Source organism: Trichocoleus sp. DQ-U1, from assembly GCF_039961925.1.
Taxonomy (GTDB): Bacteria; Cyanobacteriota; Cyanobacteriia; order Cyanobacteriales; family FACHB-T130; genus FACHB-T130.
Genome location: NZ_JAMPKB010000053.1, coordinates 18,136 through 38,477, shown reverse-complemented (window position 1 = coordinate 38,477; position 20,342 = coordinate 18,136). Strand labels below are relative to the sequence as shown.

The window sequence follows — 20,342 nt, the reverse complement described above, 5'->3', positions numbered from 1 at the left end:
CTCAATCACTTAACATCTGCTGATTGCTTTCACTGTGTCTACTGTAAGGAAATCAGGGGCTTTAGGTATGGGGGCAAGCCGTAATTAAATAGGTGTATTTGCCGTCTAGAGGAATTCAACGCGATCGCGATTAGCTCATTGGACTCTCTATCAACACCACCTAAATCATTCACGATTAGTTCGTTCTCAAAGCTTGTATTATATGTATTACAAAGGATGCGATTTTCGAGCCATCGTTCGGAATTTCTAAAAAAGAAGAGTTGTACTAGCTATGCGCCGTGCTTCTGGATGCCTGTTTGGTTTAGCTTTTGGTGACGCGCTCGGTGCTGTAACTGAGTTTCTCAATGTTGACGAGATCCTGCGCCGCTTCCCACCCCAAGGGCCGCAGCAACCAATGGGCAACCCAGCTCGGGTTACAGATGACACGCAGATGACTTTAGCGGTTGGAGAGGCACTCCTGGAAGTAACACCGCCTTTTATCGCTGACAACTTAAAGCCGCCTCTGCGCCGCGCCTTCATCGACTGGTGGGACAGTCCTGACAATAACCGGGCACCGGGCAATACTTGTCTGAATGCCTGCGCTAACTTGGCGACTGACCTGCCGTGGCAGCAGGCAACGGTAGCAAACTCAAAGGGTTGTGGAGCCAATATGCGGGTGGCACCTGTGGGTCTGGTCAACAATTTGAACGCAACGACCCGCGCCGCGATCGCTCAGTTCCAGGCAGCTTTGACCCACGGGCATCCCACCGCTCTTGCCGCCTCGGATTTAACGGCAAGAGCGATCGCAGACTTGGTTGCCGGTGGCGATCCCAAAGGGCTGCCTTCGCGACTTCGCGCCTATGCTGAGCAGCAACGCTCGATCTACCACGCCGACTGGCTGGGGTTGCTCTGGCAACGTCCCTCTATCAATACACCAGAGGAATTTATCAGTCGTGGGTGGGATGAATGTTTGTCCATCCTTGACCGTCTGGATGCCGCCTTGGCAAAACCGAACCGGGATGCAGACCCCTGTTTAGCAACGGGGGAAGGATGGGTGGCAGAAGAAGCCTTTGCCACAGGTCTGCTGTGCTTTCTAATGTTTCCGGAAGAGCCAGTGGCGGCGCTTCGTCGTGCGGCGCTCACTGTAGGAGATTCAGATTCTATCGCCTGCCTCACGGGTGCTTTCGCCGGAGCCTATTTAGGAATGGCAGCATGGCCCGAAGAATGGGTCAACCGCATCGAGTACCGCGATCGCTTAGCAGCACTCGGCAACCGATGGGATGAGGAAGCAACTTCAAATGCCAGTCGCGCTCAGGTGTCGTTATCGTAAGCGATCGCGATTCACAATAAAGATAGGGGCGATCGCCATGAAGCTCAAATGGTTCAACAGCGATCGCTCGTAAAATGAAAAAGCCCGGTTGACCGCGATAGAACCTATGGTTACTCTTTCTCCCACCCTGCAATCCCGACTCTCGACACCGCTGAAAATTGGCTCTTTTGAAGTCAAAAGCCGGGTTTTACAATCGCCCCTCTCTGGCGTTACCGATATGGTGTTTCGTCGCTTGGTGCGTCGCCATGCACCTGACTCGATGATGTACACCGAGATGGTGAACGCGACGGGACTCCATTACGTGAAGGAACTCCCCAAGATTATGGAGGTAGATCCGAACGAAAGACCGATTAGCATTCAGTTGTTTGACTGTCGCCCCGATTTCTTGGCAGAAGCGGCTGTAATGGCTGTGGAAGAGGGCGCTGATACGGTTGATATCAACATGGGTTGCCCGGTCAACAAAATTACGAAAAACGGCGGTGGTTCTTCGTTATTGCGGCAACCAGAAGTCGCTGAGGCAATTGTCCGAGCGGTCGTGAAGGCGGTGAATGTGCCGGTAACGGTGAAAACCCGCATCGGTTGGACAGATAAGGAAATCAATATTCTGGACTTTGCCAAGCGCATGGAAGATGCGGGGGCGCAAATGATTACAGTCCACGGTCGCACTCGTTCCCAAGGTTACACCGGCCCTGCCAAGTGGGAGTGGATTGGTAAAGTCAAGGAAATTCTGTCAATTCCAGTGATTGCCAATGGCGATATGTTTTCCGTGGAGGCGGCGGTGAAGTGTTTGGAACAAACCGGCGCGGATGGGGTGATGTGTTCGCGGGGAACTCTGGGTTATCCCTTTTTAGTGGGAGAAATTGACTATTTCTTGAAAACTGGGCAAGAAAAGACGCCGCCAACGCCGATACAACGGTTGGAATGTGCCAAAGAACATTTGCAAGCTTTGTGGGAATATAAAGGCGATCGCGGGATTCGGCAAGCCAGGAAGCACATGACTTGGTATGCCAAAGGTTTTGCTGGTGCTGCTGAGTTGCGCGGACATTTAGCCACAATCGAAAATCTTGAGCAGGGTTTGGAGACAATCGATCGGGCAATTGAACGACTGGCGAATTCCACATGGCACGAGGTTGAAGAAGAGGAGTTAGCGTTAGTGGAGGTTTGAACCGTTCTAGGCGCAGAAGGCGCGAAGGAGAACAAGGGAAGGAAAGCGATCGCCTAGAATAGACGCCATCTACCTGCATTGTTTGCCGTCATGAGCAACTCCTCACACACTTTAAGTCCCCGTCCCCGCTATCAGACCATTCGAGAACTTGGGCGCAATCGCGCTGGGGGTCGCATCACTTATCTGGCAAAGGATAACGTCACAGAGCAGTCAGTCATCCTGAAGCGATTTCTATTTGCCCAAGTTGGGTCTGAATGGTCGGGTTTTAAAGCTTATGAGCGCGAGATTCAAGTGCTACGAGGACTCGATCATCCGGGAATTCCCCGTTATCTCGATTCCTTTGAAACCCAATCTGGTTTCTGTATGGTGCAGGAGCATAAAGATGCCCTGCCTTTATCCGCTCCCCGCAGTTTTGACCCAGATGACATCCAGAAAATTGCTGTTTCTGTCCTAGAGATTCTTATTTATTTACAAAATCGCATCCCCTCTGTAATTCATCGGGATATTAAACCTGAAAATATCCTCGTAGACGAACAACTAAATGTTTATCTGGTGGATTTTGGCTTAGCTCGAATTGGTAGTGGGGAAATGGCAATGAGCAGCGTCGCCGCCGGGACATTTGGGTTTATGGCACCCGAACAGATATACAACCGCCAGCTAAACGAAGCGACAGATTTATATGGTTTAGGCGCAACACTCATTTGCTTATTAACTGGGACAAAATCAACGGCAATTGACACCTTATTTGATGAAGATGGTCGCCTTAATTTCAAGCCGCTGCTTCCCAAGCTGAGCCTGCGTTTTGTGGATTGGCTCTCAAAAATGGTCGAACCCAAAGCAAAAGACCGTTTCCCCAATGCTACGGCTGCTTTGGAAGCTCTCAAGCCGATTTATGTTAATCGTTTACCGGAAGTTAAATTTAGCCAACTGGCTCTGGAATTAAAAACAACACAACTAGGCGAAAAATTAACTCAAACCGTTAGGGTTAATAATTCCGTGCCAGACACTTTGCTAGAAGGGACTTGGGAAGTAGCCCCCCACGACAGCGATCCGCGCTATTCCAATTCTCATGCTTGGATTTCCTTTGAACCAGCCACATTTAAGGGTAATCATGCTGATTGCAAAATCACCGTGAATACAAATAAGTTGATGGCAGATAAAACCTATAGTCGTCAGATTTTATTACACACCAATTCTTCCCCAAAAACTTACCCGCTCACGATTACAGTTCGCACAACTCTGCTTGAAACTCCAAAGCCGCCTTATATTTCAATGGCTTTGCTATTAGGAATTGCTTTAGCAATGACTGGATTTTGGACAGGTGCGATCGCTTGGATGGTAGCAATTCTATTCAAATTTACCTCTTGGACATCTGTAGCAATTTTTGAAGTTGGAGTAATCGCGGTATTTTTGGCTTGGTTTAGCGCCGGAACTCTACTGGCAGCAGTTGGCATCAGAACTGTCCTAGGCATAAAGATTGCAGCTTGGTTGACCACTGTGACAATGTTAGTTGTTTTGTTGTCATCAGGGTTCTTACCGGCGGCGATTACTGCCTTGGGAACCTTGGCAGGTCTAGTAATTGGCTTCCTAAATGGGGCAGTCATTAAAAATTATAAAGAAAGGGGATTTTCTGAAAAGATTGCCATTGGCAGCGCACTTTTAATAACAGGTTTCGGCATGAGCTTAGGGACAGGATTCAATATCGGCTTCTTCAATTTATTTCTGTTTTTATCCTTACTAGGAACCAGTTTATCCTTAGCTGCTATCATGTATTATCCATATCAACAGCGAGAAAAACTGATGGCTAATTATCGCCATGCGACACAAACTAGGCGTCTGATTAAGCCATAGAAGAGATATTGAGGTAAAGAGCGGAATAAAAAGGGCGATCGCTCTTTTTATTTCGCTTGATTATGCATTCAACGGGCTTTCCCTAAGGCGATCGCTATCGAACCAGATATTACAAAAATTGCCCCTACGACTCCTAAAACAGTGAGGCGTTCTGGGGCAATTAGGGTTGGTAAAAACCTTGAAACTGCTGATACAGATATTAAGGTAACAATGGGAGTTGTTGCTAATACTGCACTCACCCGCGATGCTTCCCAGTGTTCCAAAGATTCGGCAAAAGCACCGTAAGCGATGATGGTATTTAAAGCACAGAAAAGCAGCATTCCTAAATGTAAAGGATTCAGTGTCAGAATAGGTTGAGGTGCGGCAAACGGGCTAAACAAAATAGCACAGCCTCCATAAATCAGCAGCATAATATTTGAAGACGGTAATTTTTGCAAAAGCTGCTTTTGCGCTAAAGCATAAATCGCCCAGGTTACTGCGGCGAAAAAGATTAATCCGCAGCCGATTAAATATTTACCTTGTGCTGTAATTAAATTGGTTAATTGTTCGTGAAAGAACAGTGCAAATCCTAGGGTGAGTACGCTTAAACCCGCCCATTGATGTAGAGTATAACGTTCTTTGAAAACAACCAATCCTCCTAAACCCATTAAAACTGGGGCGAGTTGAATGAGAACTTGGGCGTTAGCGGGTGAAGTTTGGTGTAAACCTTGTAGGAAAAGAATGTAATTAGCTGCTAAAAATAAGATAGCGATCGCTAACAATCCAAGTGGCGTTGAACGCAGTTTTTCGACAGGTGGTAGTTGCCGTCGTGCGGCTAAATAAACGGCTAGCAGCCCAAACGATACCAAAAAGCGAAACCAAGTAACGGTGTAAACGTCGAGTACCTGTAGAGTCACCGTCAGGGCAATGGGCAGAATTCCCCACAAAAATACAGTCACAAGCGATAAGGCTAGCCCTAATCGCCATCTACCGGAACTAGAGTGAAGTGGCATTGGTATATTCTGATGAAAAGGGAAAAGGAGCGATACGTTTTGTGCCGCACGCTCCTACAATCTTTCCTTAGTGTGTTTGCTGTTGACATCTAATCTTCGACTATTTCCAGCAGTTCGGCTTCACTCAGTTGGGTGATTCCCAACGCTTCAGCCTTTTCTAACTTGGAACCGGCATCTTCCCCCACCAGTAAGTAGTCGGTTTTGGCGCTGATGGAACCCGTAACTTTACCACCGGCTTTTTCAATCAACGCTTTCGCCTCGTCGCGCTTCAAAGTCGGCAGCGTGCCAGTAATTACAAAGGTTTTGCCTTGTAGGGGCGAGGGAACGCTTCTACTTTCTGTGGATGGGGTTTCTACCTCGGCGGCGAGTTGCAAACCCGCTGCTTTCAGTCTGTCAATTAACGTTTGATTCGCCGGGACTTGAAACCAATCATAAACAGCGTGGGCAATTTCTGGGCCAATGCCGTACACTGCTTCAATATTCGCTGCGGATGCGCCAGCTAGTTGCTCAACGGTGGTGAATTTTTGAGTTAAGGTTTGGGCATTGACGCTGCCGACGTGACGAATCCCCAAACCGTATAATACCCGCGACCAAGGCTGAGTTTTCGAGTGCGCGATCGCATCCACCAATTTCTGGGCTAACTTCTTACCCATCCGTTCCAAAGTTCCCAACCTATCAGCGGTTAAATCGTATAAATCTGCAACCGAATTCACCACTCCTTTATCTACCAACTGGTGCATTAATTTTTCGCCCATTCCATTGATATCCAGTGCATTGCGGCTTGCCCAGTGAACCAGCGCCCCTTTGAGGATAGCGGGACAAGAAGCATTCACGCAGCGCGTCACCGCCTCATCAACAGGCTTTACCACTGGCTGATTGCACACCGGGCAACAGGTGGGCATTTGGAAGGGGTGAGTTCCCTCTGGGCGGAGTTCTGGCAATACGCGCACCACTTCGGGAATGATTTCCCCGGCTTTGTGGATAATCACCGTATCGCCAATCCGAATATCGAGCGATCGCACATAATCAATATTGTGCAATGTGGCTCTTTGTACGGTTGTCCCAGCTAATTGGACTGGTTGCAACTCTGCCAACGGTGTCAGCGCCCCCGTTCGCCCCACATTGATAGAAATATTTTCCACTCGCGTTGGTGCCTCTTCCGCCGCGTATTTCAGCGCCACTGCCCAGCGGGGAAACTTTTGCGTAAATTTTAACTTTTTCTGAAGTGGAATCGAATTCAGCTTCACGACGACCCCATCGGTCATATAGGGTAGATTTAATCGCCCCGTATTCCACTCGTCATAATAATCCCGAACATCTTCTAAAGAGTGACACAGCTTGCGATTGGGATTTACCTTAAATCCCATTTCTTGCAGCAAATCCAGCGATTTCCACTGAGTTTGGGCAACCTCAGCATCATCTTTACCAGGAATTTGCAACGTATAGGCAAAAAAATCCAGCCGCCGCTTTGCCACAATCCGAGAGTCTAATTGCCGCAAGGTTCCCGCCGCCGCATTGCGAGGATTAGCAAATAACTGATCGCCTGCTTGCTGCCGTTCCTGATTAATTTGCTTAAAGACATCCAAGCCTAAAAACGCCTCGCCGCGAACTTCCACGTGAGTCGGAGGGTTTTCTAAATTCAATCGCAAGGGAATGGCGCGAATTGTCCGAACATTCTGAGTAATGTCTTCCCCCGTAATGCCATCTCCCCGCGTTGCTCCTCTCACCAAGATGCCATTTTCATAGGTGAGAGCGATTGCAGAACCGTCAATTTTTAACTCGCAAACGTATTCAATCGAATCGAGTTTGGGGACTTGTCTCCGCCAACGTTCCTGCCATTTGGCAAATTCCTGAATATTAAAGGCATTTTCCAAACTGTAGAGAGGGATATTGTGCCACACCGAGGAAAATTGAGTTGCTGGTTTCTCACCCACGCGCTGAGTGATGCTGTCCGGTGTCACCAGTTCGGGATACTGAGTTTCTAAGTCTTGCAGTTCCCGATACAGCCGGTCATAGATGGCATCCTCCATGATGGGAGCATCCAGGACATAGTAGGCATAACTGGCTTTGTGCAACAACTGTCGCAGTTCCTGTATCCGCTGCTTGACTGCCTGTGTCACTTCCACAGCATCCATCCCTACTTAAAACTCTATTGTTTCCGCTTTTAGTCTAACTGCCATCACCAGATATAGAACGGCTCTCAATGGATTTCAACACAACCGGAACCTCGCCCCCAGCTCCCTCTCCGCTTTTCGAGAGCCAGGGTGGTTTCATACAGTTACAGAAAATATCGAGGCATTACGACATTTAGTAGGGGCATAAACACGCCCCTACTAAGTGAAAGAGGAGAGGGAATTTATTGTTGAAAGAATTTTAGAGCGCGATCGCTTAGCCTTATCTGACACGAAACCTCTCACCTCGTACCAGCAGGCGATTTTTGTATTTAAACTTCATATTTCTGGTTTGCGGAGTTTATCCAAATCAGGTTGAAGTATTTTAATAACAATCCTTTTAGTAGGAATCGTGACTAAGCAAAATTACGAATTTTCCTTACAGCGATTCCCGCTAAATCCGCAAAATCCACAATGCCATTTGTGGATGTATCGATAACAATCACAAGCAGTAATAATCTAAGGAAAAATTTAAATGTCTGAAAGAAGACCAAATCGTATAGTTCCTATTATTGTTGGCACTGCCGTTGTAGTAGCCGGAGGCATCGGTACTTATCTTTACTTGAAGGGTTCTTTTAGCGATGCGACCAGCCCTCTTGCAAGTGCCAAAGTGGTGCCGGATGAAGCATTAATGGCGGGTTTTGTCTCCACCGATCCGAAAAACTGGGCGCAATTGCAACAGTTTGGGACTCCGGAAGCCCAAAAATTGGTTGATAAAGGGCTGAAGGATTTCAACAAAGAGATGTTGACTGAATCCAACATCAATTATGAAAAAGATGTTAAGCCTTGGCTGGGTAGCGTGATGTTTGCTGTTCTGCCATCACCGACTGTAAAACCGGCACAAGCGACACCCCCAAAATCGTCACCGGAAGTCCGGATGTTGATGGTGGTTGGCGTCAAAGACAAAGTAAGTGCTTTAAGTTTTGCAAATAAGCTGAAAGCCAAGAAAGCTGGAACCAAACAAATAGATTACAAAGGCATCAAAATAGAGGAAACCACAGATAAAAGTGGCAAAACCTACACGGCTTTGTTAGACAGTCATTTAGTGATGTCCGATGAAAAAGAAGCAGTGCAACTCGCCATTGATACCTTTAAAGGACAACCTTCATTTGCTAGCAAAGCAGGTGCAGCCAGCCTTCTGACTAAGGGTGTAGACGTACAAAACTCCATCGCTCAATTCTATATCCCCGATTATGCGGGGACGGTGCAGCAAGCACTGGCAAATAATCCGAATACGCCCCCGCTTCCTCCAGAAACCCTAAAGCAGTTAAAGGCTGTGCAGTCGGTGGTGATGGGTGTTGGGATTGATAATGCCGGTGTGAGGATGAAGGCGATCGCAAAGGTAGATCCCTCGGTAATGAAAGTTCAGTACAAGGCTTCTCCCGGCAAAGTCGCATCTCAACTTCCGGCTGAGACAATTGCCCTCATCGCTGGAAATGGAATCAGCCAAACTTGGGCAACGGTTGTCGAACAATCCAAAGCCGATCCCCAAGCCCAGCAGGGGTTTGACATGGCAAGACAGCAACTCAGACTCGTCAATCTTGACCTGGATAAAGATATCTTCGGATGGATGGATGGGGAATTTGCTTTCGCGGCGATTCCATCGACCAAGGGAATTTTAGCACCCGTTGGATTTGGTGGAGCTTTGGTATTTCAAACCAGCGATCGCAAAACGGCTGAAGCCACCTTCAACAAACTGGATGCGATCGCTAAGGGAAATTCAATCGCCGTAGCGCCTAGAAAAATTCAGGGTAAAACCGTCACAGAATGGCAAATCCCGCAACAAGGCGCTTTCTTAGGGCATGGTTGGATAGATGAAAACACGATGTATGTGGCGATTGGTGGCCCCATCGCCGATGTCATGGCAAACAAGCCCAGCCAGCCTTTGGACAATAGCACATCTTTTAAAACGGTCACGGGGTCTTTGCAGAAGCCAAACGCAGGCTATTTTTACCTCGACATGGACAAAACCATGTCTTTGGTGAATCGCCAGCTACCTCCAGCACAAAAGAGTTCCATCACGCCTGAAACCACTGCAATTCTGAATTCCATGCATGGTATTGGTTTGACCGTGACTCAACCAGACGCATCAACGGGTCAAGTTGAGGTGTTACTTGCACTCAAGCCTAAAACGGGCAAATAGGAAGTCGCTGGGAATGAGTAATTGGTAATATTCTTGAAGGGTGGGCAATGCCCACCCTTCAAGCTTTGGTGGGATAAAAGCTCATCCTACTGAGACATCTTTATTCAGGATTGGTAATTGGTCATAAGGTCATTTGTTACTTACTATTACCCATTACCTATTACCCATTACCCATTACTTATTACTTTATGACTGCCACAGTAAATACTGAACTCGGATTATCTTCACGCTTAGTAAACGGATTGCTAGCGATTAAGCCATTAGCTAATCTAGCCAAGCAGCAAGCGCGTTCAATGATGATCAAACGCGCTGAGAAGATTGGAGTGCCTTGGAGAAAGCAAGTACAGACGTTTTCACAATACGACTGGGAAAGTCATCTGGCTCAAGTAAAAAATCCCCAACTGACTTACCCAGAATATTACCTGCGAGCGTTCCATGCCTACGACAGCGGTAACTTAAGCTGGGAAGCCGCTTGGGAAGTAGAAGTTGCGGCTTATGCCGTTCACGCCGGAATTTGGCCTGATGCGGGGGCGCAAGGAGATGCCCGACTGCGCCAGAGTTATCTTGATATTCTCAAAAACGAAATCGCTACTCAACCACAAGATATTTTAGATTTGGGATGCAGTGTGGGAATGAGTACGTTTGCCCTCCAAGATACTTATCCCCAAGCAAAGCTAACTGGATTGGATCTGTCGCCTTATTTTCTAGCAGTTGCCCACTACCAATCCCAACAGCACCAAAAATCGATTTCCTGGGTTCATGCTGCTGCTGAATCTACAGGGTTGCCAGATGCCTCCTTCGATTTGGTTTCTATCTTTTTGATGTGCCACGAGTTGCCCCAGTCAGCAACTATGCAGATTTTCCGCGAAGTGCGGCGCGTACTGCGTCCCGGTGGCTGTTTGGCAATTATGGATATGAATCCTCAATCTGAGATTTACACCAAAATGCCGCCCTACATCTTGACATTGCTCAAGAGTACCGAGCCTTATTTAGATGAGTATTTTGCGTTAAATATTGAACAAGCGCTAGTAGATTCCGGTTTCACTACGCCGACAATCAGCCGCAATACTCATCGTCACCGCACGGTAATTGCCAAGGTGAAGCAGAATTAAAAATTCAACATTAAGAAAGATTTTCTTTTTCGTTTCGCGCGAAGATGCAAAGTTTTTCTTAGCGTCTTTGCGCGACACTATCATCCGTCCAATGTGCAACGTCTGGAAATTCTTCAATTTTTAATTATTCTGCTTCTCCAATTAAAGTGAATGCCCCCCAGTCTTTAGGATTTGGATGTTGCTTCATGGTGCTTAGCATAGCGCTTCGCAGAGCGGCGGCTTTATCGGGTGTTTTTTGAAGATTTTGATAAAATTCTGTCATCAATGAGGCTGTAGGAGCGTCTGGCACTTGCCAGAGAGACACAATTACACTGGGTACACCCGCACTCATTAAGCTGCGAGATAAGCCGAGCACGCCATCGCCAGTGATTCTGCCTCTACCTGTGTCGCAAGCACTCAGGACTACTAATTCGGCATTAAATCTCAAGTCTAGAATTTCTTCAGCGGTGAGTAAGCCGTTATCGTTGCCAGATGGAGCCAACGCGATCGCACTTCCCAACCCTCGAATATCATCTAGTAAGCCATGCGTTGCGAGATGAATGATTCGTGCTGTAGGTATTTGTTGCAGAATCGCTGTTTTCGTTGCCTCAGAGCCGGTGAAAGCTTTCGTCTTAAACAGAGGCGCGATCGCTAAAGCTTCTCGTTGTGCACCCGGTAAGCTTGGTAACTGAGTTGGCGGATCGCCAATTTTTTCAGGAACACTTGGCATTGTGGGATTTCCAACTATCAATACATCTTGATTTGGTACAGAAGTAGAACTTCGCGTTCCTACAAGCTGTTGTTGCTGATTTGTTAAATCCAGTACCTGAATTGAAGGTGCCGTGAGGATAGTATGTTGTTCGATTAAGTATTTGCCAGAAGCATCTTGCAATGCTGGGAAAGGAACTAGAAACAGTTCGCTTTGTGGAATAAAGATAACACGAGCATTTGGGTCTTTTGGGAGCAGGTCAGCAATGGGTTTAATGAGTAGTTCGTGAAGTTCCTTAAAGCCTTGTTTTGCTGGACTTCCAGGAACTTTAGCCTCTACACCTAAACCACGACCTCTAACACCAATCGATTCGCGGCTGCTGACAACAAGCTCTTCCAAAGAACTCTTTTTTTGCTGTCGCAAAGACTTAAGGTTGACTTTACGAAAGGCAATTTCGCCGGTTGGTTTAACTACCCAAATATAAATTTCAGATGTTTGGGATTGCGATCTTTTCCCTATAGCATCTATGTCTTCATAGACAATAGAATATTCAACCAAGGTAGCGTTCTGAAGCTTGGCAATCTCTTTGATTTTGTTGATATTCGGTGAGGTAAGCGTAGCTTGAACGGATGCTTCAGATAACCGCGAAGCTAATAGCTCAACAAAGGCTCTTGCTCTCCCCCGTTCAGCAATTTCCAATGCAGCTTCTATTTTATTTTGAGCAAGTAAAACTTGTTGCAAATTGCGATAAGTGCTGACTTGATCTTCAAAAAGTGATACTTTATTAGCATCATTTCTACCTAATCCGGTTCGGACAGATTCTAATACTTCGATTCCATTTTTTAAATATGTTTCGGCTTCCGATAGCTTACCCGCACGCATAAAAGTTAGCCCTAAATTGTTTAAGGCGATAGCTTCCCCTCGTTTATTTTTAATTTCACGAGAAATTGCGAGATCCTGCTGAAAGTAATTAATTGCTTTATCGTACTCGCCCATAGAATTATAAACGAGTCCCAAATTGCCTATCGCTTTTGCTTCCCCGCGTTTATTATTATTTTGTTTGGCTAAGGCTAAGCTTTGTTGATAATATTCACTAGCTTGCCGGTAATCTCCCAGATTTTGATAGGAGAGAATTCCCCAAAAATTTAAGATATCTGCTTGCAAATCACGATCGTTGATTTCTTGGGCGATTTTCAAGCTCTGCTGATAAAATTCTTTTGCTTTATCTGTTGTGCCACTTTCTTGATAAATGTTTCCTAAGTTTAGGATTGTTTGGGCATATAATTTCCGTTCTTCTCGAACTTCTAAGGCACTTTGTTGATTATTGGGTTCATCGGTAATTGCTAAGCTCTGCTGATAATAGCGAATTGCTTGGGAAGAATCATTCAAATTTTTATATACAGTGCCTAAATTAGACAGAATACCTGCTTCTGATTGGCGAGCGTTAATTTTTCTGGCAATGGTTAAGCTTTGCTGATAATATTCAATTGCTTCCTGATATCTTGATAGATTGGCATAAATCCCGCCCAAATTATTCAAAATTTCTACTTCAATTGCCGATTCCCCCATTTCCCGCGCCATAACTAAACTTTGTTGATATTTATCAATAGATTGGGAGTATTCAGCGAGGGATTCATGAACATGACCCAGAAGTGCAAGAATTACCTGTTGGCTAGAGCGATCTTTCAGTTCTTGGGCAATAACTAAACCTTGTTGGAAGAACTTTCGAGCTTCAGGGTACTTGTCCAGCAACTGATAGTAACTTCCGATAGATGTAAGAGCAGCTCCTTCAGCCCTACGTTCTTTGAGTTGCTGAAAAATAGGGAGTGCTTGTTGCCAAGAATCAATCGCTTTCTGATAGTTTCCTATTTGTTGATAAGCAAGAGCCAGCATACCAAGAGCGGCTGCTTCACTTTTATTATTTTTAATTCCCCGTGCAAGAGTTAAACTTTGTTGCAGATACTCGATTGCTTGGGGATGTTGTCCCAGCGCCGAGTACGTACTTCCCAATTGTCTTAGATTCTTCGCTTCTAAGGGACGATCTGCAATCTCTCGCGCGATCGCTAAACTTTGCTGTTGGAAATCAATTGCTTGAGAGTACTGTTGCACCCAATAGTAAATACTTGCCAGGTTTGCTAGAGCGGTTCCCTCTCCCTGACGATCTTTGAGTTCTCGATAAATCGTCAATGCCTGTTGTATCGACTGTAAGGCTTTGTCAAGTTGACGGTTATCAATCTGCTGAATACCTTGCTCTAAAAGGCGTTCAGCTTCTACTTTGCGGGATTCTGAAGTTTGTGCCAACACCTGTGTTATGGAAGGCGCGCTAAAGTTCAAAGGCGCTGAAATGGTAGCTAGGAAGGCGATAAGCGCGAAGATTCCGAGTTGAGGGCGCATAGCTGAAGGAAGATGTTGATTGAGTGCAGCTTACAGTCTTAGCCCAGACTGATAGGGAGTGTCCAGTGGTGCAGGGGAAAGAAAACGCGATCGCTCTCGGTACACATTCCCGTTAAGATTATCCAGTAACTTGTCCGATAATGGCTTGCGTCTTGAGTAATTACGCGATCGCTAAATGGTGCTGGTGAAACTCAAAAGTATCTCGCGATACTTTTGACTAGGGCTTACCGTTTAATTACTCAATAGCCATAAAAAAAGCCCGCTGAAGCGGACTTTATCGGTGCGTTCGGATAGATGCGTTCGGCGATGTTTAGCTCAGCATCTACAGAGGAAAGTGATCTGAGTAGCGCGAGTGTAAGACGGCTACTCAATCAAGCCTTTTTGAATTTATTTTGGCGACGGCGCAAAATTTCTGCGATTGGAAGAATACCAAACGCCAGTAAGGTTGTGGGTTCGGGAACGTCTTTGCTGGGATTGCCAGCAATCCGGTTGCGAACTGCAACAGCGGTATCTGGGAAGTCGGTAAAGACGCCATCAATCCCTAATTTAAAGAATTGTTCGTACTCCAGCTCTGGGTTGCCGTTGTAGTCTGGAGCGAGGAAGAAGTCTTCACTGCGGAAAGTGTAGGCATGAACCAGCAAACCCGCCGCATGGGCGTCACTAATTAGGGATGTGGGTTGTAACAATGGCTTGTCAGCATCGCTAATGACCCCATCTCCATTGAGATCGTCAGGTTGACCATCGCCATTTTTATCGACCGTCTCAGATGGAATAATCAGGCGTTTCCAAGGGCCAATTCCGCTTGCATATTGCGCGATCGCATTCAATCCTGAAGAAGTTATGAGATCGCCATAGGTGCGAGAATCACCACTGACAACAAAATCATACGGCTTGGCGGTACTTGCATCAAACAACTGAACCAGCGGCAAATTCGTCAGTGTTTTGAGAAATTTCAAGTTTGCAACTTCAAAGGATTGAATGAAAACCGCATCATCCGCATCGGTGTAACCGTTCTCGCTGAGGATTTTTACCAAAGGTTCCTCTAACGATAATCCGATGGAATCAAAGTAGGTCGGATGCTTCGTTTCCGGATAAATACCAATCGTGCGACCTTTTTCGGCACTCTTTTTCTTGGCTAGGTCGATAACTTCCTGCAAAGTCGGAATTTCATACAAACCATCATATTTAACCGATCCGGGGCGCAATTCAGGGATACGCTCTTTCGCCCGGAGAGTCTTGATTTCAGCCAAGGTAAAATCTTCGGTAAACCAGCCGGTGACTGGTTTTCCATCAATTGTTTTGGTTGTCTTGCGGTTAGCAAATTCTGGGCGATTTGCAACGTCTGTCGTTCCAGAAATTTCATTTTCATGGCGAGCAATAAGAACGCCGTCTTTTGTCGAAACTAAGTCAGGTTCGATAAAATCAGCGCCCATCTCAATTGCCAGCTCATAGGCTGCTAACGTATGTTCTGGACGATAGCCGCTAGCGCCCCGGTGTCCAATCACAATTGGAGGGGCACCCGTCAAAGTTGCTGCTGCTGCTTCACCCACTGGAAAAACTGCCAAAGCTGCTGTTGTTAATAAAGCTAGCTTAAAAACGCGCCACATATTGCTTTCCTCACCAATCGGCTCAAGCTTGGTTGATATGAAATTCATCAGTAAATGTACTTAAGTAAATGTACGGTGCCGAGATTAAGCTTGAGCATTAGGCTGGGTAAAGCTAAGTATAAATACCATTTAAAGATTGATTAAAAGAGCAGAAATATAGCATTTGCGCTTGGATAGAATCTGCGATCCCACCCTTTCTCGCTCTGCTTTTTCTCAAGTTGACGCCAATGGGCATAAACACGCCCCTACAAGTCAGCACTTTTTTGAGAGCGCAAGTAGACACAACGCTAAGTGAAGCTTGAAAATCATCGCGTCTGAAGTGACAAAGCATCTGGGTGTTCGCTACAAATTTGGATACCCCGCGCGTCGCCGTGCTTAGAAGAGAAGTTCACTCAGTCTGAAGGCGTTAACCTAAAGAAATAACCTCCTTAGCCCTGATTCTCGGCTATACTTCGGAGTCTTACAGGTCAATCTCACCATGAAGTTGCAGACTTATTTCGATTCAGAAAATAACGGTCACAAATCCTTTGAACTGCCCGGTGCCCGTCCCCACTACAACCCAGATCGACCCGGACAAGTCGAGCATATTTTCCTGGATTTAGCCCTCGATATTCCTAATCAAACCGTCGGAGGTACTTGCGCCATTACCTTATTGCCGGTGCGGAGTGGGATTGACCGTTTAACCTTAGATGCCGTTAACCTAAATATTCAGTCAGTACAGGTTGACGAAATACCGCAAAGCTTTGACTATGATGGCGAACAACTGCACATCCAGATGCAGACACCTACTCAGGTGGGAAAAACAATCGAGATAGCGATCGCCTACTCCGTGGAAAAACCTCAGCGCGGTATCTACTTTATTTCTCCCAACAAACACTATCCCGACAAACCCGTTCAAGTTTGGACACAGGGAGAAGATGAAGACTCTCGCTTCTGGTTCCCCTGCTTTGACTATCCCGGACAGTTAGCCACTTCAGAAATTCGGGTCAAAGTTCCCAAACTCCTGCTTGCCATTTCCAACGGATTGCTCATCAAAACAGAGGAAGATAACCACTACAAAACTTATCACTGGTTGCAAGAGCAAGTTCATCCCACCTACCTGATGACGCTCGCAGTGGGTGATTTTGCCGAAATTCAAGATGAATGGAACGACAAACCCGTCACCTACTATGTGGATAAGGGCAGAGAAGAAGACGCCCGCCGCAGTATGGGCAAAACGCCGGAAATGATTGAATTTTTCAGCGAAAAATTTGGTTATCCCTACCCCTATCCCAAATATGCTCAAGTGTGCGTCGATGACTTCATCTTTGGTGGGATGGAGAACACCTCCACCACGCTGCTAACCGACCGCTGCTTGCTGGATAAACGGGCATCTTTAGATAATCGCACCACTGAAAGCTTAGTGGCTCACGAACTCGCCCACCAGTGGTTCGGAGATTTAGTAGTCATCAAGCACTGGTCTCATGCTTGGATTAAAGAAGGGATGGCTTCTTACTCAGAAGTGCTGTGGACACACCAAGAGTATGGTTTGCAAGATGCAGCGTATTACCTGCTCAATGAAGCTCGTAGCTACCTTGTAGAAGACAGCAGCCGTTACCGTCGCCCGATTGTCACTCATGTCTATCGCGAGGCGATTGAACTGTATGACCGCCACCTCTATGAAAAAGGTGCTTGTGTCTATCACATGATTCGGGCGGAGTTGGGAGACGAGCTATTTTTTAAAGCAATCCACACCTTTGTTCAAGACAACGCCCATAAAACAGTCGAAACTGTTGATCTGCTACGGGCAATTGAAAAAGCGACGGGTCGCAACCTACTATTTTTATTTGACCAGTACGTTTATCGCGGCGGTCATCCAGATTTCAAAGTTGCTTATTCCTGGGATACTGATAGCAAGTTGGCTAAAGTTACTGTTACTCAAACTCAAGCCACCAGCGATACAAATGGCAGCCGGAGCGATTTATTTGACCTAAAAATTCCCATTGCTTTTGGCTATGTCTCAGGAAAATCCTCTAACGAGAATAATGTAGAGACGCGAGATTCCTCGTCTGAACAATCCTCTACCGTCAATTTCAAAACTTTCGCAGTCAGGGTTCACGAACGGGAACAAAGCTTTTACTTCCCCCTCGAAGAAAAACCCCATTTTATTAGCTTTGACATCGGGAATAATTTCCTAAAAACGGTGTCTTTAGAGTATCCAGTTCAGGAACTCAAAGCCCAACTGCAATCCGATCCCGATCCCGTCTCCCGCATCTATGCGGCTGAGGCGTTAGCGAAGAAAGGCGGATTGGAGGTCGTAAAAGCGCTTTCTTTTGCCCTGAAAAACGATTCTTTCTGGGGCGTTCGGGCGGAAGTTGCTAAACAGTTGGCAGAAGTTAAGCTCGATCAAGCATTTGACGGTCTCGTTGCAGGTCTAAAAGATAAAGAAGCCTTAGTGCGTCGTGCAGTGGTGCAAGCATTGGGAACGATCAAAACCCATGACAGCTATAAAGCACTGAAACCATTCGTAGAAGATGGCGACGCTAGCTACTATGTGGAGTCCGCAGCCGTGAATGCGATTGGCGGAATTGGGGCGGCAAATCTGGACGAAAAGCCCAAAGAAGAGAAAGTGCTGAAGCTGCTGCAAACAGTACTCAAAGAAAAGGCGGGTTGGAATGAGGTTGTGAGAACTGGCGCGATCGCTGGTTTGTCTCAGCTCAAAACTTCACCCCAAGCGCTGGATCTGATTCTGGAATACACCGCCCAAGGCGTCCCGCAAGCGTTGCGTCTAGCAGCCATTCGCGCTTTGGGAACCATTTCAACGGGTCAGAATAATGTCAACTTGGAACGAATTCTCGAACAACTTGCAGAACTCTCCAAAGAGACATTTTTCTTAACCCAAGTATCAGTCGCGATCGCGCTGGGGCAAATGGAGACACCCAAAGCAATTGGGATTTTGCGAAGTCTTGCCGACCAAACCCCCGATGGACGAGTCCGTCGCATCGCTGAGGAAGCGGTTGGACGAGTGCAAAAAAATGTGGGATCGGATCAAGCACTTAAGCAACTGCGAGACGAACTCGACCTGATCAAGAAGCAAAACCAAGAACTCAAAAGCCGCTTGGAAAACCTAGAAGCTAAATCCAGCAGCTAGCTAACTCCGAAGCGATCTCGATCGCATCAACCCGACCTCTCCCCCAATCTCCCCTAACCGGGAAACTAGGATCTCCTTTCCTTGTCACAGTGGAGTTGGGGGAGAGAACCGATAAATATTGCCTCTCTACACTTTAGTTTGTTCCCTTTGAGGCTCCTCTGCGAGTTGCCGGTTCGATTGACCGCCGGGAATTAGCATTTCCAATCCACGGGCGATTAACGGTAGAAACCCGATAACCAACACTACGCCCAATACGTTGAATATCACCTGAGCATTGGCAATTTGGCGGGCAACATCAGCCCCCCCAGAAATCCACTGGGCAAGGCTTGCTAATTGAGCCGCAAATAAGATCCCCACGACTGCGGTTATCACATTGAAAATCACATGAAAGACACCCGTCCGCACAGCTTCGCGCGATCGCCCAATCGTCGCTACCAGCGTGTCAGCACAGGTGCCTACTTCCGCACCCAGCATCAAGGCGATGCCTGCGGGCAATGAGATCAAGCCAGAAGCTGCCAGCGTAATGACAATGGCTACTGTGGCGGAAGAGGATTGAATCAAGACGGTAAACAGCGCCCCAACTAAGGCACCCAGCAGCGGATTTTCCCCTAAGGTTTTCATCCAATCAATAAAGGGTTGGTAGTCCCGGAACGGTTTCATCGCCTCGTCAATCGTGTCTAGACCGAAGAAGAGCAAGCCTATCCCCAATAAAATTAAACCGATGTTCTTCCAGCGGTCTGTCTTGCCCAAAAAATGCAACAAGAAACCAAGGAACAAGGCTATCGGTGCATATTCGTTAATCTTAAAAGCGATCAGTTCAGCGCCGATGGTCGTTCCGATGTTGGAACCTAGAACCACGCCGAGAGACTGGACGAACGTCAACAACCCAGCACTCACCATCGCGATCGTCATGATGATCGTGACCGACGATGAATCTAATATGGTTGTTGCCACCGTGCCAGTTGCCACTGCGGCAAAGCGATTGCTGGTGAACTTGTCGATGAGATTTTTTGCGCGATCGCCTGCGATCGCTTCGAGTCCCTCAGCAAGCCGGGTCACACCATATAAAAACAGCACCAGACCCGCCAGCACACCCATGACAATTTTGAAAATATCGATCTTTCCTTTCGTTTCTCCTTCAGACGAGGCACTCTCAGCCTTGTCACTTTTTCCCTTTTCTTCGCCTTCAGGGGAAGCAGAATTCTGCTGTGCCGCATCAGTTCCAGCCGGAGGCTGAGCGTTGACACTGACTTCTAACGCCGGTGCGTTAAATAAGTGGAAATTATTTCCTGATAGGGAAGGACTAACAATCAAAGCTGTAACTACAAGGCTCAAACCCAACAACTTGAGTATTTTTTTCTTTGAATTTTTTGAAAACAACATGAATGACCCCGCAAAATAACGGCAATATAGGTTCTTAATCCCAGCTACGGGCGAAGTAAACGCTCATGGCAAAGCAAAGCCATAGCACTCGTCATGCTGACCTAAACCAAATTGATACTGATAAAACTCTCTATCGGACTGGCGCTGCGCTTTGACTACCTTGCCCAGCGTCTAGACTCGAAACAGCATTTTCGAGCTGCTGGGTAGACACTAAAGATTTTCGATGTCTCTCCCCTACGGTGCTTACCTCTTCAGAGGGAGATTCACGGCTCTATTACACTATTTATTCGTAATTTAAAATATACTTAAGATTATTTTAATTTCTTCCTTAAGAATAATTAGTCGCTGCTGGTTTCGCTGGTAGGAGACTTTAGCAGTTTTGTCATGGAACCTTGAC

At 46.7% G+C, this 20,342-nt stretch carries 11 protein-coding genes; 6 read left to right on the top strand and 5 right to left on the bottom strand.

Features of this window, described 5'->3' with window-relative positions; genetic code table 11:
• Positions 1–271: 271 nt before the first annotated feature.
• The 3 genes from NDI34_RS19840 to NDI34_RS19830 all read left to right on the top strand — a co-directional run bounded on the left by NDI34_RS19840 (position 272) and on the right by NDI34_RS19830 (position 4,325).
• On the top strand, positions 272–1,309 hold the full coding sequence (locus NDI34_RS19840; RefSeq protein ID WP_348233591.1) for an ADP-ribosylglycohydrolase family protein: 1,038 nt from the start codon (positions 272–274) through the stop codon (positions 1,307–1,309).
• A gap of 106 nt (positions 1,310–1,415) precedes the next feature.
• Entirely contained in the window at positions 1,416–2,474 is a 1,059-nt protein-coding gene (dusB, locus tag NDI34_RS19835; protein ID WP_348233590.1) for a tRNA dihydrouridine synthase DusB, read from the top strand.
• A gap of 90 nt (positions 2,475–2,564) precedes the next feature.
• Complete coding sequence (locus NDI34_RS19830; protein WP_348233589.1) at positions 2,565–4,325, top strand: serine/threonine-protein kinase; 1,761 nt, start codon at positions 2,565–2,567, stop codon at positions 4,323–4,325.
• Positions 4,326–4,393: 68 nt separating this feature from the next.
• Here NDI34_RS19830 and NDI34_RS19825 read toward each other — a convergent pair whose 3' ends face one another.
• Positions 4,394–5,317, bottom strand: coding sequence for a DMT family transporter (locus NDI34_RS19825; protein WP_348233588.1), 924 nt, complete (start codon positions 5,315–5,317; stop codon positions 4,394–4,396).
• An 89-nt stretch (positions 5,318–5,406) separates the two neighbouring features.
• Positions 5,407–7,452, bottom strand: coding sequence for an NAD-dependent DNA ligase LigA (gene ligA, locus NDI34_RS19820; protein WP_348233587.1), 2,046 nt, complete (start codon positions 7,450–7,452; stop codon positions 5,407–5,409).
• A 511-nt stretch (positions 7,453–7,963) separates the two neighbouring features.
• Here ligA and NDI34_RS19815 point away from each other — a divergent pair.
• Complete coding sequence (locus tag NDI34_RS19815; protein WP_190985201.1) at positions 7,964–9,631, top strand: DUF3352 domain-containing protein; 1,668 nt, start codon at positions 7,964–7,966, stop codon at positions 9,629–9,631.
• A 188-nt stretch (positions 9,632–9,819) separates the two neighbouring features.
• Positions 9,820–10,743, top strand: a complete 924-nt coding sequence (locus tag NDI34_RS19810; protein WP_348233586.1) for a methyltransferase domain-containing protein — start codon at positions 9,820–9,822, stop codon at positions 10,741–10,743.
• A gap of 124 nt (positions 10,744–10,867) precedes the next feature.
• Here the strand turns inward: NDI34_RS19810 and NDI34_RS19805 are convergent, their stop codons facing one another.
• Together NDI34_RS19805 and NDI34_RS19800 are read right to left on the bottom strand one after the other, a co-directional pair.
• Positions 10,868–13,735 carry a CHAT domain-containing protein gene (locus NDI34_RS19805; RefSeq protein ID WP_348233594.1) on the bottom strand — a complete coding sequence of 956 codons (2,868 nt, stop codon included), beginning with the start codon at positions 13,733–13,735 and terminating at the stop codon, positions 10,868–10,870.
• Between the two features lie 461 nt (positions 13,736–14,196).
• Positions 14,197–15,432, bottom strand: coding sequence for a glycerophosphodiester phosphodiesterase (locus NDI34_RS19800; protein WP_348233593.1), 1,236 nt, complete (start codon positions 15,430–15,432; stop codon positions 14,197–14,199).
• A 478-nt stretch (positions 15,433–15,910) separates the two neighbouring features.
• On the opposite strand from NDI34_RS19800, the gene NDI34_RS19795 reads away from it, so the two are divergent.
• Complete coding sequence (locus NDI34_RS19795) at positions 15,911–18,562, top strand: M1 family metallopeptidase (RefSeq protein ID WP_348233585.1); 2,652 nt, start codon at positions 15,911–15,913, stop codon at positions 18,560–18,562.
• A gap of 126 nt (positions 18,563–18,688) precedes the next feature.
• Here the strand turns inward: NDI34_RS19795 and NDI34_RS19790 are convergent, their stop codons facing one another.
• Positions 18,689–19,945 (bottom strand): Na/Pi symporter, encoded by a 1,257-nt coding sequence (locus NDI34_RS19790; protein ID WP_348233584.1) that lies wholly within the window; start codon positions 19,943–19,945, stop codon positions 18,689–18,691.
• Positions 19,946–20,342 lie beyond the last annotated feature (397 nt).